At 70.4% G+C, this 17,200-nt stretch carries 16 protein-coding genes; 3 read left to right on the forward strand and 13 right to left on the reverse strand.

The window, feature by feature from the left end; genetic code table 11:
• Nucleotides 1-119: 119 nt before the first annotated feature.
• From trmD to AWC03_RS25700, 5 genes are all read right to left on the reverse strand, one after another.
• Entirely contained in the window at nt 120-875 is a 756-nt protein-coding gene (gene trmD / locus AWC03_RS25680) for a tRNA (guanosine(37)-N1)-methyltransferase TrmD (protein ID WP_085243520.1), read from the reverse strand.
• Nucleotides 872-1,393: a ribosome maturation factor RimM gene (gene rimM, locus AWC03_RS25685; RefSeq protein WP_085243521.1), complete on the reverse strand. Its 522-nt coding sequence runs from the start codon at nt 1,391-1,393 to the stop codon at nt 872-874. Before rimM ends, trmD begins: the two co-directional genes overlap by 4 nt.
• 17 nt (nt 1,394-1,410) lie before the next feature.
• Entirely contained in the window at nt 1,411-1,653 is a 243-nt protein-coding gene (locus AWC03_RS25690; RefSeq protein ID WP_003878715.1) for an RNA-binding protein, read from the reverse strand.
• 5 nt (nt 1,654-1,658) lie between these two features.
• On the reverse strand, nt 1,659-2,153 hold the full coding sequence (gene rpsP / locus AWC03_RS25695) for a 30S ribosomal protein S16 (RefSeq protein WP_085243522.1): 495 nt from the start codon (nt 2,151-2,153) through the stop codon (nt 1,659-1,661).
• 177 nt (nt 2,154-2,330) lie between these two features.
• On the reverse strand, nt 2,331-2,750 hold the full coding sequence (locus tag AWC03_RS25700; RefSeq protein ID WP_085243523.1) for a nuclear transport factor 2 family protein: 420 nt from the start codon (nt 2,748-2,750) through the stop codon (nt 2,331-2,333).
• 59 nt (nt 2,751-2,809) lie between these two features.
• Here AWC03_RS25700 and AWC03_RS25705 point away from each other — a divergent pair, with 59 nt between their 5' ends.
• The gene (locus AWC03_RS25705; RefSeq protein ID WP_085243524.1) at nt 2,810-3,685 is read left to right on the forward strand and encodes a D-alanyl-D-alanine carboxypeptidase family protein; all 876 of its coding nucleotides are present in this window, start codon (nt 2,810-2,812) and stop codon (nt 3,683-3,685) included.
• Here AWC03_RS25705 and AWC03_RS25710 read toward each other — a convergent pair.
• The 4 genes from AWC03_RS25710 to ffh form a co-directional block, all read right to left on the reverse strand.
• A complete protein-coding gene (locus AWC03_RS25710; RefSeq protein ID WP_085243525.1) occupies nt 3,680-4,282 on the reverse strand; it encodes a TetR/AcrR family transcriptional regulator in 603 nt (200 codons plus the stop codon). The two genes, AWC03_RS25705 and AWC03_RS25710, sit on opposite strands and share 6 nt — an antisense overlap.
• Before the next feature lies 1 nt (nt 4,283).
• Nucleotides 4,284-6,149 (reverse strand): N-acyl-D-amino-acid deacylase family protein, encoded by a 1,866-nt coding sequence (locus AWC03_RS25715; protein WP_420845698.1) that lies wholly within the window; start codon nt 6,147-6,149, stop codon nt 4,284-4,286.
• 35 nt (nt 6,150-6,184) lie between these two features.
• Nucleotides 6,185-7,264, reverse strand: coding sequence for a metal-dependent hydrolase family protein (locus AWC03_RS25720; RefSeq protein ID WP_142278522.1), 1,080 nt, complete (start codon nt 7,262-7,264; stop codon nt 6,185-6,187).
• 128 nt (nt 7,265-7,392) lie between these two features.
• Nucleotides 7,393-8,949, reverse strand: a complete 1,557-nt coding sequence (ffh, locus tag AWC03_RS25725; protein ID WP_085243528.1) for a signal recognition particle protein — start codon at nt 8,947-8,949, stop codon at nt 7,393-7,395.
• Nucleotides 8,950-9,166: 217 nt separating this feature from the next.
• Between ffh and AWC03_RS25730 the strand changes: the two genes are divergently transcribed.
• Together AWC03_RS25730 and AWC03_RS25735 are read left to right on the forward strand one after the other, a co-directional pair.
• Complete coding sequence (locus tag AWC03_RS25730; protein ID WP_085243529.1) at nt 9,167-9,958, forward strand: alpha/beta hydrolase; 792 nt, start codon at nt 9,167-9,169, stop codon at nt 9,956-9,958.
• 104 nt (nt 9,959-10,062) lie between these two features.
• Nucleotides 10,063-11,793, forward strand: coding sequence for a DEAD/DEAH box helicase (locus AWC03_RS25735; RefSeq protein ID WP_085243530.1), 1,731 nt, complete (start codon nt 10,063-10,065; stop codon nt 11,791-11,793).
• Between the two features lie 5 nt (nt 11,794-11,798).
• On the opposite strand, the gene AWC03_RS25740 is transcribed toward AWC03_RS25735, so the two are convergent.
• From AWC03_RS25740 to ftsY, 4 genes are all read right to left on the reverse strand, one after another.
• Entirely contained in the window at nt 11,799-14,264 is a 2,466-nt protein-coding gene (locus tag AWC03_RS25740; protein WP_085243531.1) for a [protein-PII] uridylyltransferase, read from the reverse strand.
• A 45-nt stretch (nt 14,265-14,309) separates the two neighbouring features.
• A complete protein-coding gene (gene glnB / locus AWC03_RS25745; protein ID WP_066952569.1) occupies nt 14,310-14,648 on the reverse strand; it encodes a nitrogen regulatory protein P-II in 339 nt (112 codons plus the stop codon).
• A complete protein-coding gene (locus AWC03_RS25750) occupies nt 14,645-16,036 on the reverse strand; it encodes an ammonium transporter (protein WP_085243533.1) in 1,392 nt (463 codons plus the stop codon). The genes glnB and AWC03_RS25750 overlap by 4 nt, the downstream gene beginning before the upstream one ends.
• 186 nt (nt 16,037-16,222) lie before the next feature.
• On the reverse strand, nt 16,223-17,200 hold a 978-nt coding region (gene ftsY / locus AWC03_RS25755), incomplete at its 5' end, for a signal recognition particle-docking protein FtsY (protein ID WP_085243532.1).

Raw genomic sequence — 17,200 nt, forward strand, 5'->3', positions numbered from 1 at the left:
CGTCGCCGCGCCCAACCCTCCAGCTCAACCCGCTCCCCAGCGGACAGCACGATCTCGGCGGCATGAGGCGTCGGCACGACCCAGTCTAACAACTAGATTGCAATTTATGACTCAGGACACTAGTCCGATCGCCCGGCTTGCCCCCTCGCCGCTTCGCGGAGCGCATCGTCGCCGCGCGCATCCGGCCCCGGATCCAGCAACTCCGGGCGCCGTTCGCGGGTGCGCTGCAGCGAAACCTCCCGCCGCCATGCGGCGACGCGCGCGTGGTCGCCGGACAACAACACCTCGGGAACATCGAGCCCGCGCCAGCTCGGCGGCCGGGTGTAGCTGGGCCCCTCGAGCAGCCGGTCCAGGGCCGGCGAGTGCGAATCCTCGCGGTGCGACGCCGGGTTGCCCAGCACCCCTTCGAGCAGGCGCACCACGGCTTCGATCATCACCACCGCGGCCGACTCGCCGCCCGGCAGCACGTAGTCACCGATCGAGACTTCCTCGACCCGCATCCGCCGGGCGGCATCCTCGATGACCCGTTGGTCGATGCCCTCGTAGCGGCCGCACGCGAACACCAGGTGTTCCTCGGCGCTCCAGCGCTGGGCGTCGGCCTGGGTGAACAACGCACCGGCGGGCGTGGGGACGACCAAAACGGTTTCTTCCGAACAGATTTCGTCCAGCGCCTCGCCCCACACCGGCGCCTTCATCACCATGCCGGGCCCGCCACCGTAGGGCGCGTCGTCGACGGAGCGGTGCACGTCGTGCGTCCACCGGCGCAGGTCGTGCACCCGCAGGTCGACCAGGCCGGACTGAATCGCCCTGCCGGGCAACGACTGCCGCAGCGGATCCAGGAAGGCCGGGAAAATGGTGACGACGTCGATCCTCATGCCAGGTCCAGCAGGCCCTCGGGGGGATCGATCTCGACGACGTGATCGTCGAGCGACACCGACGTGACGATCGCGCCCACGAACGGCACCAGCACCTCCCCGCCGTCGCCGCGGCGCACCGCCAGCAACTCCCCGGCGGCCGTGTGCAACACCTCGGCGACCACGCCGACGTCCTGGCCCGTGACGGTCCGGACGTGCAGCCCTTCGAGCTGGTGGTCGTAGTAGGTGTCCGGCTCGTCGATCGGGGGCAGGTCGGCGGAGTCGACGACGAACACGGTGCCGCGCAGCGCGTCGGCGGCGTCACGGTCGGCCACGCCGGCCAATCGCACCAGCAGCCGCCCCCCGTGTTCGCGCGCGCTCTCCACGACGAAGTCGCGTTCCCCGCCACCGCGGGAGGCCTTGCCGCGCAGGGTGTTACCCGGGGCAAACCGGGTTGCGGGGTCGTCGGTGCGGACCTCGACGACGACCTCGCCGCCGATCCCGTGCGCCTTCGCGATGCGCCCGACGGTCAACTCCAACGGAGTTCCCTCACCGGCTACTGGTCGGTGTCCACCACGTCGACGCGGATGCCGCGGCCACCGATGCCGGCGACCAGGGTGCGCAGGGCGGTCGCGGTGCGTCCGCCGCGACCGATGACCTTGCCCAGGTCGTCGGGGTGGACGTGGACCTCGACAGTTCGGCCGCGGCGGCTGGTCACCATGTCCACCCGGACATCGTCGGGGTTGTCGACAATTCCGCGGACCAGATGCTCCACCGCGTCAACGACGACCGTGCTCATCCCGGTCAGCTTTCGGTGCCCGGTGCGGCCTGCTCGCCGCCCTCGGCAGCCGCCTCCGCGGGCGCGGCCTGCTCGGCGGCCTCCGGCTCGGCGGCCTTGGCGGCCTTCTTCGCCGGCGCCTTCTTCTTCGGCTTCGCGGCCTCGGTGGTGGGACCGCCCTCGGCCTCGGCCAGCGCGGCGTTGAACAGCTCGAGCTTGCTCGGCTTGGGCGGGGCCACCTTCAGGCTTCCCTCGGCGCCGGGCAGGCCCTTGAACTTCTGCCAGTCGCCGGTGATCTTGAGCAGCTTGAGGACGGGCTCGGTGGGCTGGGCCCCCACGGACAGCCAGTACTGGGCGCGCTCGGAGTTGATCTCGATGAGGCTCGGGTCTTCCTTCGGGTGGTAGCGGCCGATGACCTCGATGGAGCGACCGTCGCGCCGCGTCCGCGCGTCGGCGACGGCGATGCGGTACTGGGGATTGCGGATCTTGCCGAGCCGGGTGAGCTTGATCTTCACAGCCATGGTTGAGCGGATTCTCCTGTGTGGGTCACGCTGCAATTCAGCGAACCGGGCGGGATGCCCGGATCCGGTTTTGCCTCGCGTGTCTGACCACGAAGCGATGCGTGATCGCTCGGCGGACAGCGGTCCATTGTGCCAGAACGGGCGGCCCGGCCCGAAATCGCGGCGGAGCCGCCGCGCCTACATGACCTTCTGGAAGACCTTGGCCTCGGCCCGCCGGGTCATCCGCCAGCCTTCGGGCGTGCGGACGAACTCGTCGTCGTACCACAGCCCGCAGAACAGCACCTGATCCCTGTCGCCGCCCAGCACCATCGGGTTGAAGCAGATCACCCGCGACGAGGCCTTGTCCCCGTCGATGCGCACCGAGAAGTTGCCCAGCATGTGCGCGTACACCGGGAAGTTCGGCAGCACCTCCGACAGCCACTTCTTGACCTCGGGATAGCGGCCCTCGATGCCGCCGAGGGCGGTGTAGTCGATGTACGCGTCCTCGGTGAACACCCTGTCCAGGTCGTCGAAGCGGCGGTTGTCGATGGCGGTGGAGTAGTCCACCAGCAGCTGCTGGATCTCTAATCGGTCGGAAATCTCGGCCAGGCTCAACATGCATCGGACAGTAGACGAAAATCGTCGCCGAACAGGCCCGGAAGCTAGACTTTCGGCCCATGCGCAAGGTCATGGCCCTCAGGGTCGGCGTCGCGGCCCTGCTCGCGATCGGCGCCACCGCCCCGACGTCCTGGGCCGACAGCATGCAGCCGGTCGGCTCGGTACCGATCCCGGACGGTCCGGCGCAGACCTGGATCGTGGCCGACCTCGACAGCGGTCAGGTGCTGGCCGAACGTGACCAGAACGTGGCCCACCCGCCGGCGAGCACCATCAAGGTGCTGTTGGCGTTGGTCACCCTCGACCAGGTGAGCCTGGATTCCACCGTGGTCGCCGATGTCGCCGACACCCAGGTGGAGTGCAACTGCGTCGGCGTCAAGCCGGGCCGCACCTACACCGCGCGCCAGCTTCTCGACGGCCTGCTGCTGGTGTCGGGCAACGATGCCGCCAACACGCTGGCGCACATGCTGGGCGGCGCCGACGCCACGGTCGCCAAGATGAACGCCAAGGCCGCCTCGCTCGGCGCGACGAACACCCACGCGGCGACGCCGTCCGGGCTGGACGGCCCCGGCGGGTCCGGGGCCTCGACGGCCCACGACCTGGCGGTGATCTTCCGCGCCGCGATGACCAACCCGGTGTTCGCCCAGATCACCGCCGAGCCGTCGGCGATGTTCCCCGGCGATAACGGCGATCACCCGATCACCAACCAGGACGAGCTGTTGCAGCGCTATCCCGGCGCGATCGGCGGAAAGACCGGGTTCACCGACGCGGCCCGCAAGACCTTCGTCGGCGCGGCCGCCCGCGGTGGCCGGCGGCTGGTCATCGCCATGATGTACGGGCTGGTGAAGGCCGGCGGGCCGAGCTATTGGGACCAGGCGGCGACGTTGTTCGACTGGGGTTTCGCGCTCAGCCCGCAGTCCAGCATCGGCTCGCTATAGGCCCGCGCCCGGCGCCGCCGCGGACAGCAGCGTCATCAGCATCGGGATGCGTTGCTCGGCGATCTGCGGTTGCGGCAGCACGCCCTCCACCACCGCGGCGCCGTCGAACACGTTGGTCAGCACCGCGACCAGCACCGGGAACGTCTCCTCGGGGAAGCTCTCGGCCCCGGGCAGCGCGCGGGCGGCGTCGTGAATCTTGGTGGAGTACTGCCGCAGCTCGTGTTGCAAAGTGGCCCTGAGCTTTTCGTCGGTGCGTGCGGCGACCAGCAGCTCGTAGAGCACGGCGTTGCTCGGGGCGGCGGTGAGGTCGCGCAGGATCGCCAGCGCGGCTTCGAGCGCGGGCCGATCGGGCGGTATCTCGGCCACCCGCTTGGTGAAGGTCTCGAGCTGGCGACGCAGCACCTCCGACGCCGTGGCCGCCATGAAGTCGCCCATCGTCTCGAAGTGCCGGAACAGGGCGCCCACCGAGACGCCCGCGCGCTTGGTGATCACGGCGGCGGACGCCCGTGCGTAGCCGACCTCGATGATGGTGTCGATGCAGGCGTCGAGCAGCCGCCCCACGGTCTCTTCCCGACGCTGCTGCTGGGTTCTCGCCATGTCAGGCCCCGATTGTGAGGGCGCTGCGGCCCCGGTGCCGCTGGCCGGCGCGCAGGTAGCGGCCCGACTTGACGGTCCGGCCGTAGCCGTCCCTGAACTGGCCCCCGCACTGGCCCGCGCGGAACACGACCGCGCCGCCCACGCCCGTCGCGACGACGGCGTCGTCGTTGCGGTTGACCATGCGCCGCAGGCCCCCGTAGAACGGCACCTCGTCCTCGTAATAGCCCTCGACCGCGTCGTTGAGGCCGGCCGGGTCGATCACCACGAAGTCCGCGCGGTCGCCCTGGCGCAGGGTGCCGGCGTCGATGCCGAACCACTCCCCCAGTTCGCCGGTCAGCCGATGCACCGCCTGCTCGGTCGACATGAACGGCGTACCGGCCCGGTGGGCATCCCGGACCCGCTTGAGCAGCTTCACCGGAAAGTTGTAGAAGGCCATGTTGCGCAGGTGCGCACCGGCATCCGAGAAACCCATGTGCACGCTGCCCTCGTTGGCGAGCGCGTCGAGCAGCTTGGGCCGATGGTTGGCGACGACGGTCGTCCACCGGACGTTGCGCTCACCGTTTTCGACGAGCACGTCGAGGAAGGCGTCCAGCGGGTGCAGCTTGCGCCCGTCGGCGATGGCGCCAAAGCTCTTGCCTATCAACGACTCGTCGGGACATTCGACGATGACGGCGTCGTGGAAGTCGCGGTGCCACAACGACGGCCCGAGTTTGATGCGGTCGAATTCGCGCCGGAACTTGCGGCGGTATTCCTTGTCGGCCAGTAACTCGTTGCGCTCCAACTGGTCCCGCAGGTGCAGGGCGGCCGTCCCCGCGCCGAACTCCTCGAACACCGGCAGGTCGATTCCGTCGGAGTACAACTCGAACGGCACGGGCAGATGCTGGAATCGCACGCTGGCGCCCAGCAGCTTGTTCAGCAGGCGAGTCCCGGGGCCGAACACGTACACGGACAGCGGCATCGACTTGGCGTCGGCCGATACCAGCATGCTCATGCGAACGCCCTTGCCCCAGTTCAGGATCCGGCTGCTAGCCAGGAAGAACAGCATCCCGGTCGACGGCTTCGCCACGTTCGGGGCGCTCTGCAGCAGGCGGCCGCGCTTGCGCAGCACCTTGATCAGCTTGCGCCGCTCGCGCCAGCTCGCGAAGGTGGACGGCAGCGCCCGCGACCGGAAGCGCTCACCGTCGAGCTTGTCGATTGCCGCGTCCATCCCGGACATGCCGAGCATCCCGGCTTGCAGCGCGTCGTCGAGCAGGTCCGCCATCTTCTCCAGCTCGGCGTCGGTGGGCGAGACGGCGGCGTCGGTGGCCCGGTCGAGCCCCAACACGGCGGCCCGCAGGTCCGAATGACCAAGCAGCGAGCCGACATTCGGGCCGAGTGGCAGGGCGTCGAGCGCTTTGATGTATTCCGCCGGGGTGGACCACGTCTTGCTGGCGTTCAAGGCGCCGTAAACGTATTCGCGCGGCACCGCCTCGACCCGGCTGAAGAGGTCGGCGGCGTCCTCGGAGGAGGCGTAGACCGTCGACAACGAGCAGTTGCCCAGCAACACCGTCGTGACACCGTGGCGCACCGACTCCCGCAGGCCCGGGTCCAGCAGCACCTCGGCGTCGTAGTGGGTGTGCACGTCGATGAAGCCGGGCAGGACCCACTTGCCGGCCGCGTCGATCACGTCCGGGCAACCGGTCTCGTCCAGCGGCCCGTCCGACACCGTGGCTACCACGCCGTCGCGGACGCCCAGCGTGCGGGTCTGCGGCGCGCGGCCGGTGCCGTCGAACCACAGCCCGTCGCGGATGATCACGTCGTAAGCCACTTCTGCCTCCCGGTCGTCGTGGTGACACGGACCGTAACATAGATAGCAAGCACTCGCAATCTTTTTGACCACGGGCGTGTCGACCCGGGGCCCGGCTACGCCTGCGGGCGAAACGCCCTGCCCCGCAAGATCACCAGGTCGGGGTCGCGCAGCACGGCCGGGCCCGACCGCGGGTCCTGCGCGTAACACAACAGGTCGGCCGACGCGCCGTGATCGAGGGCGGGCCGGCCCAGCCAGCGGCGCGCGTCCCAGCACGCCGCCCCCAATGCCTCGGCCGGGCTCATCCCGATGCCCTTGAGCGCCTCCACCTCGTCGGCGATCCGCCCGGGCGCGACCATGGTGCCGGCGTCGCTGCCGGCGTAGATCGGCACGCCCGCATCGCGGGCGGCGGCGATCCGCGACGGCCCACGGGCGTGCAGGTCGCGCATGTGGGCGGCGTAGGCCGGATACTTCGCCGCCGCGGCGTCGGCGATGCCGGGGAAGTTCTCGACGATGTTGACCAGCGTGGGCACCAGGACCGTCCCGCGCTCGACCATCAACGCGATGGTGTCGTCGGTGAGACCGGTGCCGTGTTCGATGCAGTCGATGCCGGCGTTGATCAGCCCGGGCAGCGCGTCCTCGCTGAAGACGTGGGCGGTGACGCGGGCGCCATGGGCGTGTGCGGTCTCGATCGCGGCCTTGAGCACGTCATCGGACCACAGCGGGGCGAGATCGCCGACGCCGCGGTCGATCCAGTCACCGACCAGCTTGATCCAGCCGTCCCCGCGGCGCGCCTCTTCGGCGACCGCGTCGGGCAGTTGCCACTCGTCCTCGAGCTCGCGTGAGAAGCCGGCCGCATAGCGCTTGGGCCTGGCCAGATGTTTTCCGGCGCGGATGATGCGGGGCAGGTCGTCGCGGTCGTCGAGGCTGCGGGTGTCGGTCGGTGAGCCGCAATCACGCAGCAGCAGCGCCCCGACGTCGCGCTCGGTCTCGGCCTGCGCGACCGCCTCCTCGAGCGGGATCTCGCCGCCGTTCCCGAGGCCGACGTGGCAGTGGGCGTCGACCAGTCCGGGGATGATCCAGCCGCCATCGAAGACGGTGTCGGCCCCGGCGACGGGCTCCGTGCTGATGCGGCCGTCGACGATCCACAGTTCGGTTGGCGTCTCGTCGGGCAGCCCCACACCGCGCACGTGCATGCGCACGGCGGGTTACTTCCGTCCGGTCCGATGGTGACGACCCGCTTCGCCCGGCCCCGCCGCGCTCCCGATCGTCACCGTCCGATGGTGACGACCCGCTTCGCCCGGCCCCGCCGCGCTCCCGATCGTCACGGCTTGCCTGGGAACTTGAGTTTGGACAGGTCGAAGTCAGCCAGCCCGGGCGGCAGCTCGTTGAGGCCCTCGGGCATCTGCGACAGGTCGGGGAACCCGGCCGGCATGCCGGGCATGCCCTGCATGAGCGGGTTCCTGCCCTTGGGCGGCGTCGGGCCCCGTCCGCCCTTCTTGCCCTTCTTACCCTTGCCGCCCTTGGCTTTCCGGGTCGCGGACTTGCGGCCCATGCCCGGGATGCCCATGCCGCCCAGCATCGACGACATCATCTTGCGGGCCTCGAAGAAGCGGTCGACCAGCTGGTTGACCTCTGACACGGTCACGCCAGAGCCGTTGGCGATGCGCAGCCGCCGCGACGCGTTGATGATCTTCGGGTCGGCCCGTTCTGCGGGCGTCATGCCGCGGATGATGGCCTGCAGCCGGTCGAGCTGTTTGTCGTCGACCTGGGCCAGCGCGTCCTTCATCTGCCCGGCCCCGGGCAGCATGCCGAGCAGGTTCCCGATCGGGCCCATCTTGCGGATGGCGAGCATCTGCTCGAGGAAGTCCTCCAGCGTCAGCTCGCCGGTGCCGATCTTGGCGGCGGCGGCCTCGGCCTGCTGGGCGTCGAAGACCTGCTCGGCCTGTTCGATCAGGCTCAGCACGTCGCCCATGCCCAGGATGCGGCCGGCCATCCGGTCGGGGTGGAAGACGTCGAAGTCCTCCAGCTTCTCGCCGGTGGAGGCGAAAAGGATTGGGACGCCGGTCACCTCGCGGACCGACAGCGCGGCGCCGCCGCGGGCGTCGCCGTCGAGCTTGGTCAGCACCACCCCGGTGAAGCCGACGCCCTCGCGGAACGCCTCCGCGGTGGTGACGGCGTCCTGGCCGATCATCGCGTCCAGGACGAACAGAACTTCGTCGGGGTTGACGGCGTCGCGGATGGCCGCGGCCTGCGCCATCAGCTCGTCGTCGATGCCCAACCGGCCGGCGGTGTCGACGATGACGACGTCGTGGTGCTTGGCACGGGCCTCGGCGAGCCCCGCCGCCGCCACCGCGACCGGGTCTCCGGGCCCCGATTCGGGGGACTCGCCGGGGTGGGGCGCGAACACCGGGACGCCGGCGCGCTCGCCGACGACTTGCAGCTGGTTGACGGCGGCCGGCCGCTGCAGGTCACACGCCACCAGCAGCGGGGTGTGCCCCTGGCCGCGCAGCCAGGCGGCCAGCTTGCCGGCCAGCGACGTCTTACCGGAACCCTGCAGGCCGGCGAGCATGATCACGGTCGGCGGGGTCTTGGCGAAGGCCAGCTGGCGGGTCTCCCCGCCCAGAATGCCGATCAGTTCCTCGTTGACGATCTTGACGACCTGCTGCGCCGGGTTGAGGGCACCCGAGACCTCGGCGCCCCGGGCGCGGTCCTTGATCCGGGTGACGAACGCCCGCACCACGGGCAACGACACGTCGGCTTCCAGCAGCGCCAGCCGGATCTCGCGGGTGGTGGCCTCGATGTCGGCGTCGGTCAGACGACCCTTGCCGCGTAGTCCCTGAAGGGCACCGGTCAACCGGTCGGACAGCGATTCAAACACCCCGCCAGCCTAGTGGTCAGCGCGCGTCCCGCGCCGCGGGGCGCGGTGCCCCGCGACACATAACCGTCTGCGACGACACCCCGGGACCGGTCGCAATGCTCGGTGTCCGGCGAGCGGCCCCGGCCGCCGGCCGCGACACTGCAACTACACACACGACACGCTGACGGTGTGCGTCATTGCAGTCTCGGCGAGACGGTGAGCGGGTTTGAATGGTCCCATGCTCGAGGTGATCGACAGGGGGTCCTGCAGCCGGGACCATCCGGTTCCGCTGCTCTTCGTGCACGGCGGCTGGCACGGCGCGTGGTGTTGGGAGCACTTCCTGGACTTCTTCGCCGACGCCGGCTACCGCGCCGTCGCGGTGAGCCTGCGCGGGCACGGCGCCAGCCCGACGGCGAAGCCGTTGCACAAGGTTTCCATCGCCGACTACATCGAGGATGTCCGCTCGGTGGCCGACGACCTGGGCGGCCCCGTTCTCATAGGCCACTCCCTGGGTGGCTTCGTGATCCAGCGCTACCTCGAAGACCGCCGCGCCCCGGCGGCCGTGCTGGTGGGCTCCGTCCCGCCGCAGGGCGTGCTGAGGTTGGCGGTGCGCGTCTGGCGCCGCCGGCCGTCGATGACCATGGAGGCCTGGACCGACCGCACGCTGCTGAAGTTCCTCGCCACCCCGGCGCTCACCCGCGAGTACCTGTTCTGCGCCGACACGCCCGAGGCCATCGTCGAATCCTGCATGCGGCGCGCCGGGGCCGAAAGCGTGCGCGCCGCCATGACCGACCCGATGGTCCGCCGCGTCCGGACCCGGCGGGTGACCACGCCGATCTTGGTCCTCGGCGCCGAGCACGACGGCTTCGTCAGCGTCGGCGACGTGCGCGCCACCGCGCGCGCCTACCGGACGCAACCGGAGTTCTTCTCGATGGGCCACAACATGATGCTCGAGCCGGGATGGGCTGACGTCGCCGAACGCATCCACGCCTGGCTGGAAACCCACGACCTGGCAGGCGAACCGCGCTAACCGCGCTCGAGTCGTTACTGCGCCGAAAAGCGTTGGCGTGCTACATTTCACGTCCGCCACTTAACCGGGGCCGTCCGCGTCGACAACTGCAACTACGGGGGGAAATGTCCGTGCAACCGGTCGCTCGCACGGAGTCCTCCGTCGACGGCGGCGGCCGGGCGCTGCGCGGCTGGCAGCGCCGGGCGTTGGTGAAATACCTGGCCGGCCAGCCGCGTGATTTCCTGGCCGTGGCCACCCCGGGATCGGGCAAGACGACGTTCGCCCTGCGGGTCGCCGCCGAACTGCTGAGCCAGCGCGCCGTCGAGCAGATCACGGTCGTGGTGCCCACCGAGCACCTCAAGGTGCAGTGGGCGCAGGCCGCGGCGCGGCACGGCATCGCCCTGGACCCGAAGTTCTCCAACACCAGCGCCCGCACGTCGGGCGAATACCACGGCGTGATGGTCACCTACGCGCAGGTCGCCGCGCACCCCACGCTGCACCGGGTGCGTACCGAGCAGCGCAAGACCCTGGTCGTCTTCGACGAGATTCACCACGGCGGCGACGCCAAGACGTGGGGGGACGCCATCCGCGAGGCCTTCGGCGACGCCACCCGCCGGCTCGCCCTGACGGGCACGCCCTTTCGCAGCGACGACAGCCCCATCCCGTTCGTGGACTACGAGGCGGGCTCCGACGGGGTGCGGCGTTCGCGGGCCGACCACACCTACGGCTATGCCGAGGCCCTCGCGGACGGGGTGGTCCGGCCGGTGGTGTTCCTGGCCTACTCCGGGGAGGCGCGCTGGCGGGACGGCGCCGGCGAGGAGCATGCCGCTCGCCTGGGCGAGCCGCTGACCGCCGAGCAGACGGCGCGGGCCTGGCGGACCGCGCTCGACCCCGCCGGCGAGTGGATGCCCGCGGTCATCGCGGCCGCCGACCAGCGCCTGCGCCAGAAGCGCGCGCACGTGCCCGACGCCGGCGGCATGATCATCGCCTCCGACCGCACCGCGGCCCGCGCCTACGCCGCCCTGCTGACCAGGCTGACCGGCGAGGAGCCGACGGTGGTGCTGTCCGACGATCCCGGATCGTCCGCGCGCATCAGCGAATTCGCCGCGAGCACCAGCCGGTGGCTGGTCGCGGTGCGGATGGTCTCCGAAGGCGTCGACGTGCCCCGGCTCGCCGTCGGCATCTACGCCACCAGCGCCTCGACTCCCCTGTTCTTCGCGCAGGCCATCGGCCGGTTCGTGCGGTCGCGCCGGCCCGGGGAGACCGCGAGCATCTTCCTGCCCTCGGTGCCCAACCTGCTGCAGCTCGCCAGCGAGCTGGAGGCCCAGCGCAACCACGTGCTCGGGGAGCCGCACCGCCCGGACGACGATCCCCTCGACGGTGACCCCGCCGTCCGGACGCAGACCGAGAAGACCGAGATCGACAACGGCTTCACCTCGCTGGGCGCCGACGCGGAGCTGGATCAGGTCATCTTCGACGGGTCGTCGTTCGGCACCGCCGCCCCCGCCGGAAGCGACGAGGAGGCCGACTACCTGGGCATCCCGGGACTCCTGGACGCCGATCAGATGCGGGCGCTGCTGCACCGCCGCCAGGACGAGCAACTCCAGCGACGGGCCGCGCAGGGGGTGCCGGCCCCGGTGTCGGCGCCGCCGTCGATGCACGGCCAGCTGCGCGAGCTGCGCCGCGAGCTCAACACCCTGGTGTCGGCCACCCACCACCGCACCGGCAAGCCGCACGGCTGGATCCACAGCGAACTTCGCCGGCGCTGCGGAGGGCCGCCGATCGCCGCCGCCACCCGCGAGCAGATCCAGGCCCGCATCGAAGCGCTGCGACAGCTCAACGTCGAGCACTCCTGAGCCACCTAGTCTCCGACGGGCTCCTCGAGCACTTCCACCGCGGGGCCGCCCAGCACGGCCAGCAGGTTTTGTTCGATCGCGGCCCGCGCCCCGTGCTCGGCGTGCGCCGGCACCGTCACGCAGAAGACGTCGGCCGCCGTCGAGCCGAACGTGTTGACCTTGGCCCAGGCGATGTCCGCGTCCGCGCGTTCCAGCGCGCTCGTCAGCAGCGCGAGCAGACCCAGGCGATCCATCGCGCGGACCTCGAAGATCAACTGCCCGGCGGTCGACGTCTCCAGCCACAGGATGCGCGGCGGAGCGGTCGACCGGGTGACGGGCACCCCGGCCTGAATCTCGCCGGCCCGCGCGGTCGCCGCGCTGATGGCGTCGGTGTCGCGCCGCTCCAGCGTGCCGAGGACGTCGAGGTCGCCGGCGAGGGCGCCGTTGAATTGCTGACGCAGCAGGCCTGATTCGGGCGGCGAGCCGAACACGGGCGACACGACGAACTCGACGATGGCGACACCCTCGTGAATGTTGGCCAGCGCCGAGTGGATGCGCAGCGAGTTCAGCGCCAGCACCGCGGCGGCTTTCGACACCAGCCCACGCTGGTCCGGCGCCAGCATCACCGCGGTCAGCCGCTCCCGGTCGCCGGGGCGGATCTCCACGTGCACGCCGCGGTCGGCGGCCAGCGAAACGTAATGCGGCGCAATGGGTTCGGCTTCGGGAAGCGGCTCCCCGGCCATCACCAGCCGGCAGCGGCGGACCAGGTCCTCGATCAGCGAGGCCTTCCAGTCGCTCCACACCCCCGGCCCGGTGGCCTTCGAGTCCGCCTCAGCCAGCGCGTGCAGGAGCTCGAGGAGTTGCGGGTCGCCGTGCAGGGCCTCGGCGACGGACTCGATGGTCTTGGAATCGTTGAGGTCACTTCGGGTGGCGGTGATCGGCAGCAGCAGGTGGTGGCGGACCATGCCCGCGAGCGTGTCGGCGTCCTGCGCCGACAACCCCAGCCTGTTGGCGATCGGGATCGTCAGTTCCGCGCCCAGCACACAGTGGTCGGTGCCGCGCCCCTTGCCGATGTCGTGCAGCAGCGCACCGAGCGCGAGCAGGTCCGAGCGCGCCACGCGGGTGGTGAGCGGGGCCGCGTTGACGGCCGTTTCGACGATGTGACGATCGACGGTCCACTTGTGCGAGACGTCGCGCGGCGGCAGGTCGCGGACGGCGTCCCACTCCGGGAAGATCCGGCCCCAGAGGCCGGTGCGGTCCAGCGACTCGATCGTGTTCACCGTCGTGGGCCCGGCCAGGAGCACCACCAGCAGGTCGTCCAGCGCCTCCCGCGGCCACGGCGACGGCAGGTCTCCGGCGCTGTCGGCCAGCCGTTTGAGGGTGCCGGCGCCGATGGGCAGGCCCGTGTCCGCCGACGCGGCCGCCACGCGCAGCACTAACCCGGGGTCGGCCTGGGGCTGCGCGTCGCGGGCGAGGACCACCTCGCCGTCGTACTCCACCACGCCCTCGTCCAGTGGCCGACGTTTCGGGCGCCGCACCAGGGCGGTGAGGCCGCGCCGGGGCAGCGCGTTCTGGGCGGTCCGCAGGCCGGTCTCGGCGTGGTAGGCGATGGTCCGGCTGACGCTGGAGAGCATGCGGGACAAGGCGAATCGGTCCCCGACGCCCAGCGCGGCGCTGACCTCGTCGGCAAACTGCGCCAGCAGTTGATCGAGTCCGCGTTTGGATACCCGGTGCAGTTCGGTGCGGACGTCGAGCAGCGTGAGGTACGCGGCGTCCAGCGAGCCGCCCGGCGCGTCGGGATGGCCCATGCCATGGCGGTCGATGAGCTGCGCGACGCCCAGCGCGTCGAGCAGTTGGACGTCGCGCAGGCCGCCGCGCCCCGACTTCAGGTCCGGCTCGGCCCGCTGCGCGATGCGCCAACACCGTTGCCAGCGTTCGTATGTCAACGCGACGAGCTCGTCCATGCGGGATCGGATCGCGCTGCGCCACTGGCGTCGCGCCCCGTCGATGAGTTCGGCCGACAGCCGCTCGTCCCCGGCGATGTGCCGCGCGTCCAGCATGCCCAGCGCGGCCACCATGTCGCTGTTGGCGACGCCGAGGGCCCCCGACACGGTGCGCACGCTGTGGTCGAGGCGAACGTTGGCGTCCCACAGCGGATACCACAGCCCGTCGGCGACCCGCTGCAGCACCTCGTCGGACTTGTTGTCGTGCAACAGCATCAGGTCCAGATCGGAATACGGCAGCAGCTCGCGGCGGCCCAAGCCGCCCACGCCGACGATCGCGAAACCGCTGCCGTCGGCGATGCCGATCTCGCCGGCCTTGGCGGCCAGCCAGGACTCGTGCAGTTCCAGCCAGGCTTTGCGCAGCTCGGCCGCGCCGAGATGACTTCCCTCGGACAACAGACGGCGCCGCGCGGCAGCCAGATCGCTTGCGCCGCCGTCGCTTTGAGCGCCCGCTCCAGATGACCCGGACGGGCCGGGTGGGTTTGTCATACCCTCCCGGCCCGTCCGGCCTGCTTCAGCAATGTGCGGCTGGCCTCAGAGGGCATCGGTTCCGCGTTCACCCGTGCGTACTCGCACAATGGTTTCCACGGGGGTGACCCAGACCTTGCCGTCACCGATCTTGCCGGTGCGCGCCGCCCGGACGATGCTGTCCACGACCTTGTCCACGATGGAATCGTCGACCACGACCTCGATTCGCACCTTCGGCACGAAATCCACCGAGTATTCAGCCCCCCGGTAAACCTCGGTGTGGCCCTTCTGCCGCCCGTATCCCTGGATTTCGCTGACCGTCATCCCCAGGACGCCCGCGTCCTCGAGGCTGGTCTTCACGTCATCGAGGGTGAACGGCTTCACTATTGCGGTGACTAGCTTCATGCCTGCTCTGCCTCCACCTTGTCGCCCACTCGAGCCTCCTGTAGACCGTTGCGGTCATCCACGGGAGTCCGCGCTACCGGAAGGACGGAACCTTGTCCACCGATCGTTCCGAAATCGTAACCGCTCTCCGCGTGCTCGGACTCGTCGATACCGGTTGATTCTTCTTCGGCGCCGACCCGCAACCCGATCGTGTACTTCAGGATCAACGCCAGGATCAGCGTGACGATCCCGGAGTAGAACAGTACCGCGAACGCGCCGACCGCCTGGCGCTCGAGTTGGGCCCAGCCGCCGCCGTAGAACAATCCCTTGGACACCCCGGCCACGCCGTTGATCGCCGGCGACTCGGGTGCGGCGAGCAGACCCACCAGCAGGGTGCCCGTCAAACCACCGATCATGTGCACCCCGACCACGTCGAGCGAGTCGTCGTAGCCGAACTTGAACTTCAGCCCGACGGCCAGCGCGCACACCACCCCGGCCACCGCGCCGACCGCCAGGGCGCCCAGCACGTTGACCGACGAGCAGGACGGCGTGATCGCGACCAGTCCGGCGACGATGCCCGACGCCGCCCCCAGCGTCGTGGGCTTGCCGTCGCGGATGCGCTCGGTGAGCAACCACGCCAGCATGGCCGTGGCGGTCGCGATGGTGGTGGTCATGAAGGTGGTACCGGCCGACCCGTTGGAGCTGGTCGCCGAACCGGCGTTGAACCCGAACCAGCCGAACCACAGCAGGCCGGCGCCGAGCATGACGAATGGCAGGTTGTGCGGCCGGAACAGCGTCGTCGGCCAGCCGCGGCGCTTGCCCAGGACGATCGCCAGGGCCAGGCCCGCCACACCGGAGTTGATGTGGACCGCTGTCCCGCCGGCGAAGTCGATGGCGTGCAGCTTGTTGTTGATCCACCCGCCGTGCTCGGAGGCGAAGCCGTCGGCGGCGAACACCCAGTGCGCGACCGGGAAGTAGACCAGCGTCGCCCACAGCCCGGAGAACACCAGCCACGCGGTGAACTTGAGCCGGTCGGCGACCGCCCCGGAGATCAGCGCGACGGTGATGATCGCGAACATCAGCTGGAAGGCCACGAACACGGTGGCGGGCATGGTGCCGGCCAGTGGGATGTCGACCTGCGTGACGCCCTTGCTCGGGTCGGCCTTGACGGCGTTGCCGCCGATCAGCTTCGCCAGGCCCCAGTAGTCGGTCGGATTGCCCACGACGCCGCCCCGGTCGTCGCCGAACGACATCGAGTAGCCGTAGAGCACCCAGAGCACGGTGACCACGCCCATCGCGCTGATGCTCATCATGATCATGTTGAGCACGCTTCTGGTGCGCACCATGCCGCCGTAGAAGAACGCAAGGCCCGGCGTCATCAACAGCACAAGCGCGGAACTCGCCAACATCCAGGCGGTATCGCCGGTATCGGGTTGGCCCAATTGCGGGAATGCCACTCGCTCACCTCCGGTCGGACATGAATGGCCGTCAGGCGACGCCTGTGACCTGATCCAGAACCTTGCGCAATGGTTGTTTCCGCGGTGGAGCCACCGTGTTTCGCGCGGATTAACGTCGCGCGCGGCGTGTAAGGGCTTTCAGCCCAGCAGGGCGTCGACGAAGGCGGCCGGCTCGAACGGCGCCAGGTCGTCGGGACCTTCCCCGAGCCCGACCAGTTTCACGGGCACCCCGAGCTCCTGTTGGACGCGGAATACGATGCCGCCCTTGGCAGTACCGTCCAACTTGGTCAGCACGACGCCGGTGATCTCGACGACCTCGGCGAACACCCGCGCCTGAGCGAGCCCGTTCTGCCCGATGGTGGCGTCGAGCACCAGCAGCACCTCGTCGACCGCGGCGCGGCGGGTTACCACGCGCTTGACCTTGTCGAGCTCGTCCATCAGCCCGACCTTGGTGTGCAGCCGGCCCGCGGTGTCGATGAGCACCACGTCGGCGCCCGAGGCGATGCCCTTGTCGACGGCGTCGAACGCCACCGACGCGGGGTCGGCGCCTTCGGCTCCGCGCACCACCTCCGCGCCCACCCGCGACGCCCAGGTCTGCAGCTGATCGGCGGCGGCGGCCCGGAAGGTGTCGGCGGCGCCGAGCACGACACGCCGCCCGTCGGCCACCAGCACCCGCGCCAGCTTGCCGACCGTCGTCGTCTTGCCGGTGCCGTTGACGCCGACCACCAGCAGCACCGACGGGTGATCGGCGTGCGGCAGGGCGCGGATCGAGCGGTCCATGTCGGGGTGCAGCTCCCGGATGAGGACGTCGCGCAGAACGGCCTTCGCGTCGGCCTCGGTGCGCACGGCGCCGCCGGCCAGGCGGCTGCGCAGCTGCGACATCACCGAATCGGTGACCACCGGGCCCAGGTCGGCGACCAGCAGGGTGTCCTCCACGTCCTGCCAGGCGTCCTCGTCGAGATCGCCGCCGCCGATCAGCCCCAGCACGCTGCGTCCCAGCGCGTTCTGCGACCTGGCCAGGCGGCCGCGCAGCCGCTCCAGCCGGCCTTCGGGCGGCGCGATGGCCTCGATCTCCGGGGCCGCCGGCGTCTCGGGGGGCGCGGGCGGCTCGGGGAC

The sequence above is a fragment of the Mycobacterium europaeum genome (assembly GCF_002102155.1).
Lineage (GTDB): Bacteria > Actinomycetota > Actinomycetes > Mycobacteriales > Mycobacteriaceae > Mycobacterium > Mycobacterium europaeum.

What these genes read in the sequence shown, in the direction of transcription:
- AWC03_RS25710 (WP_085243525.1), bottom strand. Translation starts at nt 4,282, where the DNA reads ATGGCGAGAACCCAGCAGCAGCGTCGGGAAGAGACCGTGGGGCGGCTG.
- AWC03_RS25690 (WP_003878715.1), bottom strand. Translation starts at nt 1,653, where the DNA reads ATGAGCACGGTCGTCGTTGACGCGGTGGAGCATCTGGTCCGCGGAATT.
- AWC03_RS25700 (WP_085243523.1), bottom strand. Translation starts at nt 2,750, where the DNA reads ATGTTGAGCCTGGCCGAGATTTCCGACCGATTAGAGATCCAGCAGCTG.
- trmD (WP_085243520.1), bottom strand. Translation starts at nt 875, where the DNA reads ATGAGGATCGACGTCGTCACCATTTTCCCGGCCTTCCTGGATCCGCTG.
- rpsP (WP_085243522.1), bottom strand. Translation starts at nt 2,153, where the DNA reads ATGGCTGTGAAGATCAAGCTCACCCGGCTCGGCAAGATCCGCAATCCC.
- AWC03_RS25750 (WP_085243533.1), bottom strand. Translation starts at nt 16,036, where the DNA reads ATGTTGGCGAGTTCCGCGCTTGTGCTGTTGATGACGCCGGGCCTTGCG.
- AWC03_RS25730 (WP_085243529.1), top strand. Translation starts at nt 9,167, where the DNA reads ATGCTCGAGGTGATCGACAGGGGGTCCTGCAGCCGGGACCATCCGGTT.
- AWC03_RS25705 (WP_085243524.1), top strand. Translation starts at nt 2,810, where the DNA reads ATGCGCAAGGTCATGGCCCTCAGGGTCGGCGTCGCGGCCCTGCTCGCG.
- glnB (WP_066952569.1), bottom strand. Translation starts at nt 14,648, where the DNA reads ATGAAGCTAGTCACCGCAATAGTGAAGCCGTTCACCCTCGATGACGTG.
- AWC03_RS25740 (WP_085243531.1), bottom strand. Translation starts at nt 14,264, where the DNA reads ATGACAAACCCACCCGGCCCGTCCGGGTCATCTGGAGCGGGCGCTCAA.
- AWC03_RS25735 (WP_085243530.1), top strand. Translation starts at nt 10,063, where the DNA reads ATGTCCGTGCAACCGGTCGCTCGCACGGAGTCCTCCGTCGACGGCGGC.
- AWC03_RS25720 (WP_142278522.1), bottom strand. Translation starts at nt 7,264, where the DNA reads ATGCACGTGCGCGGTGTGGGGCTGCCCGACGAGACGCCAACCGAACTG.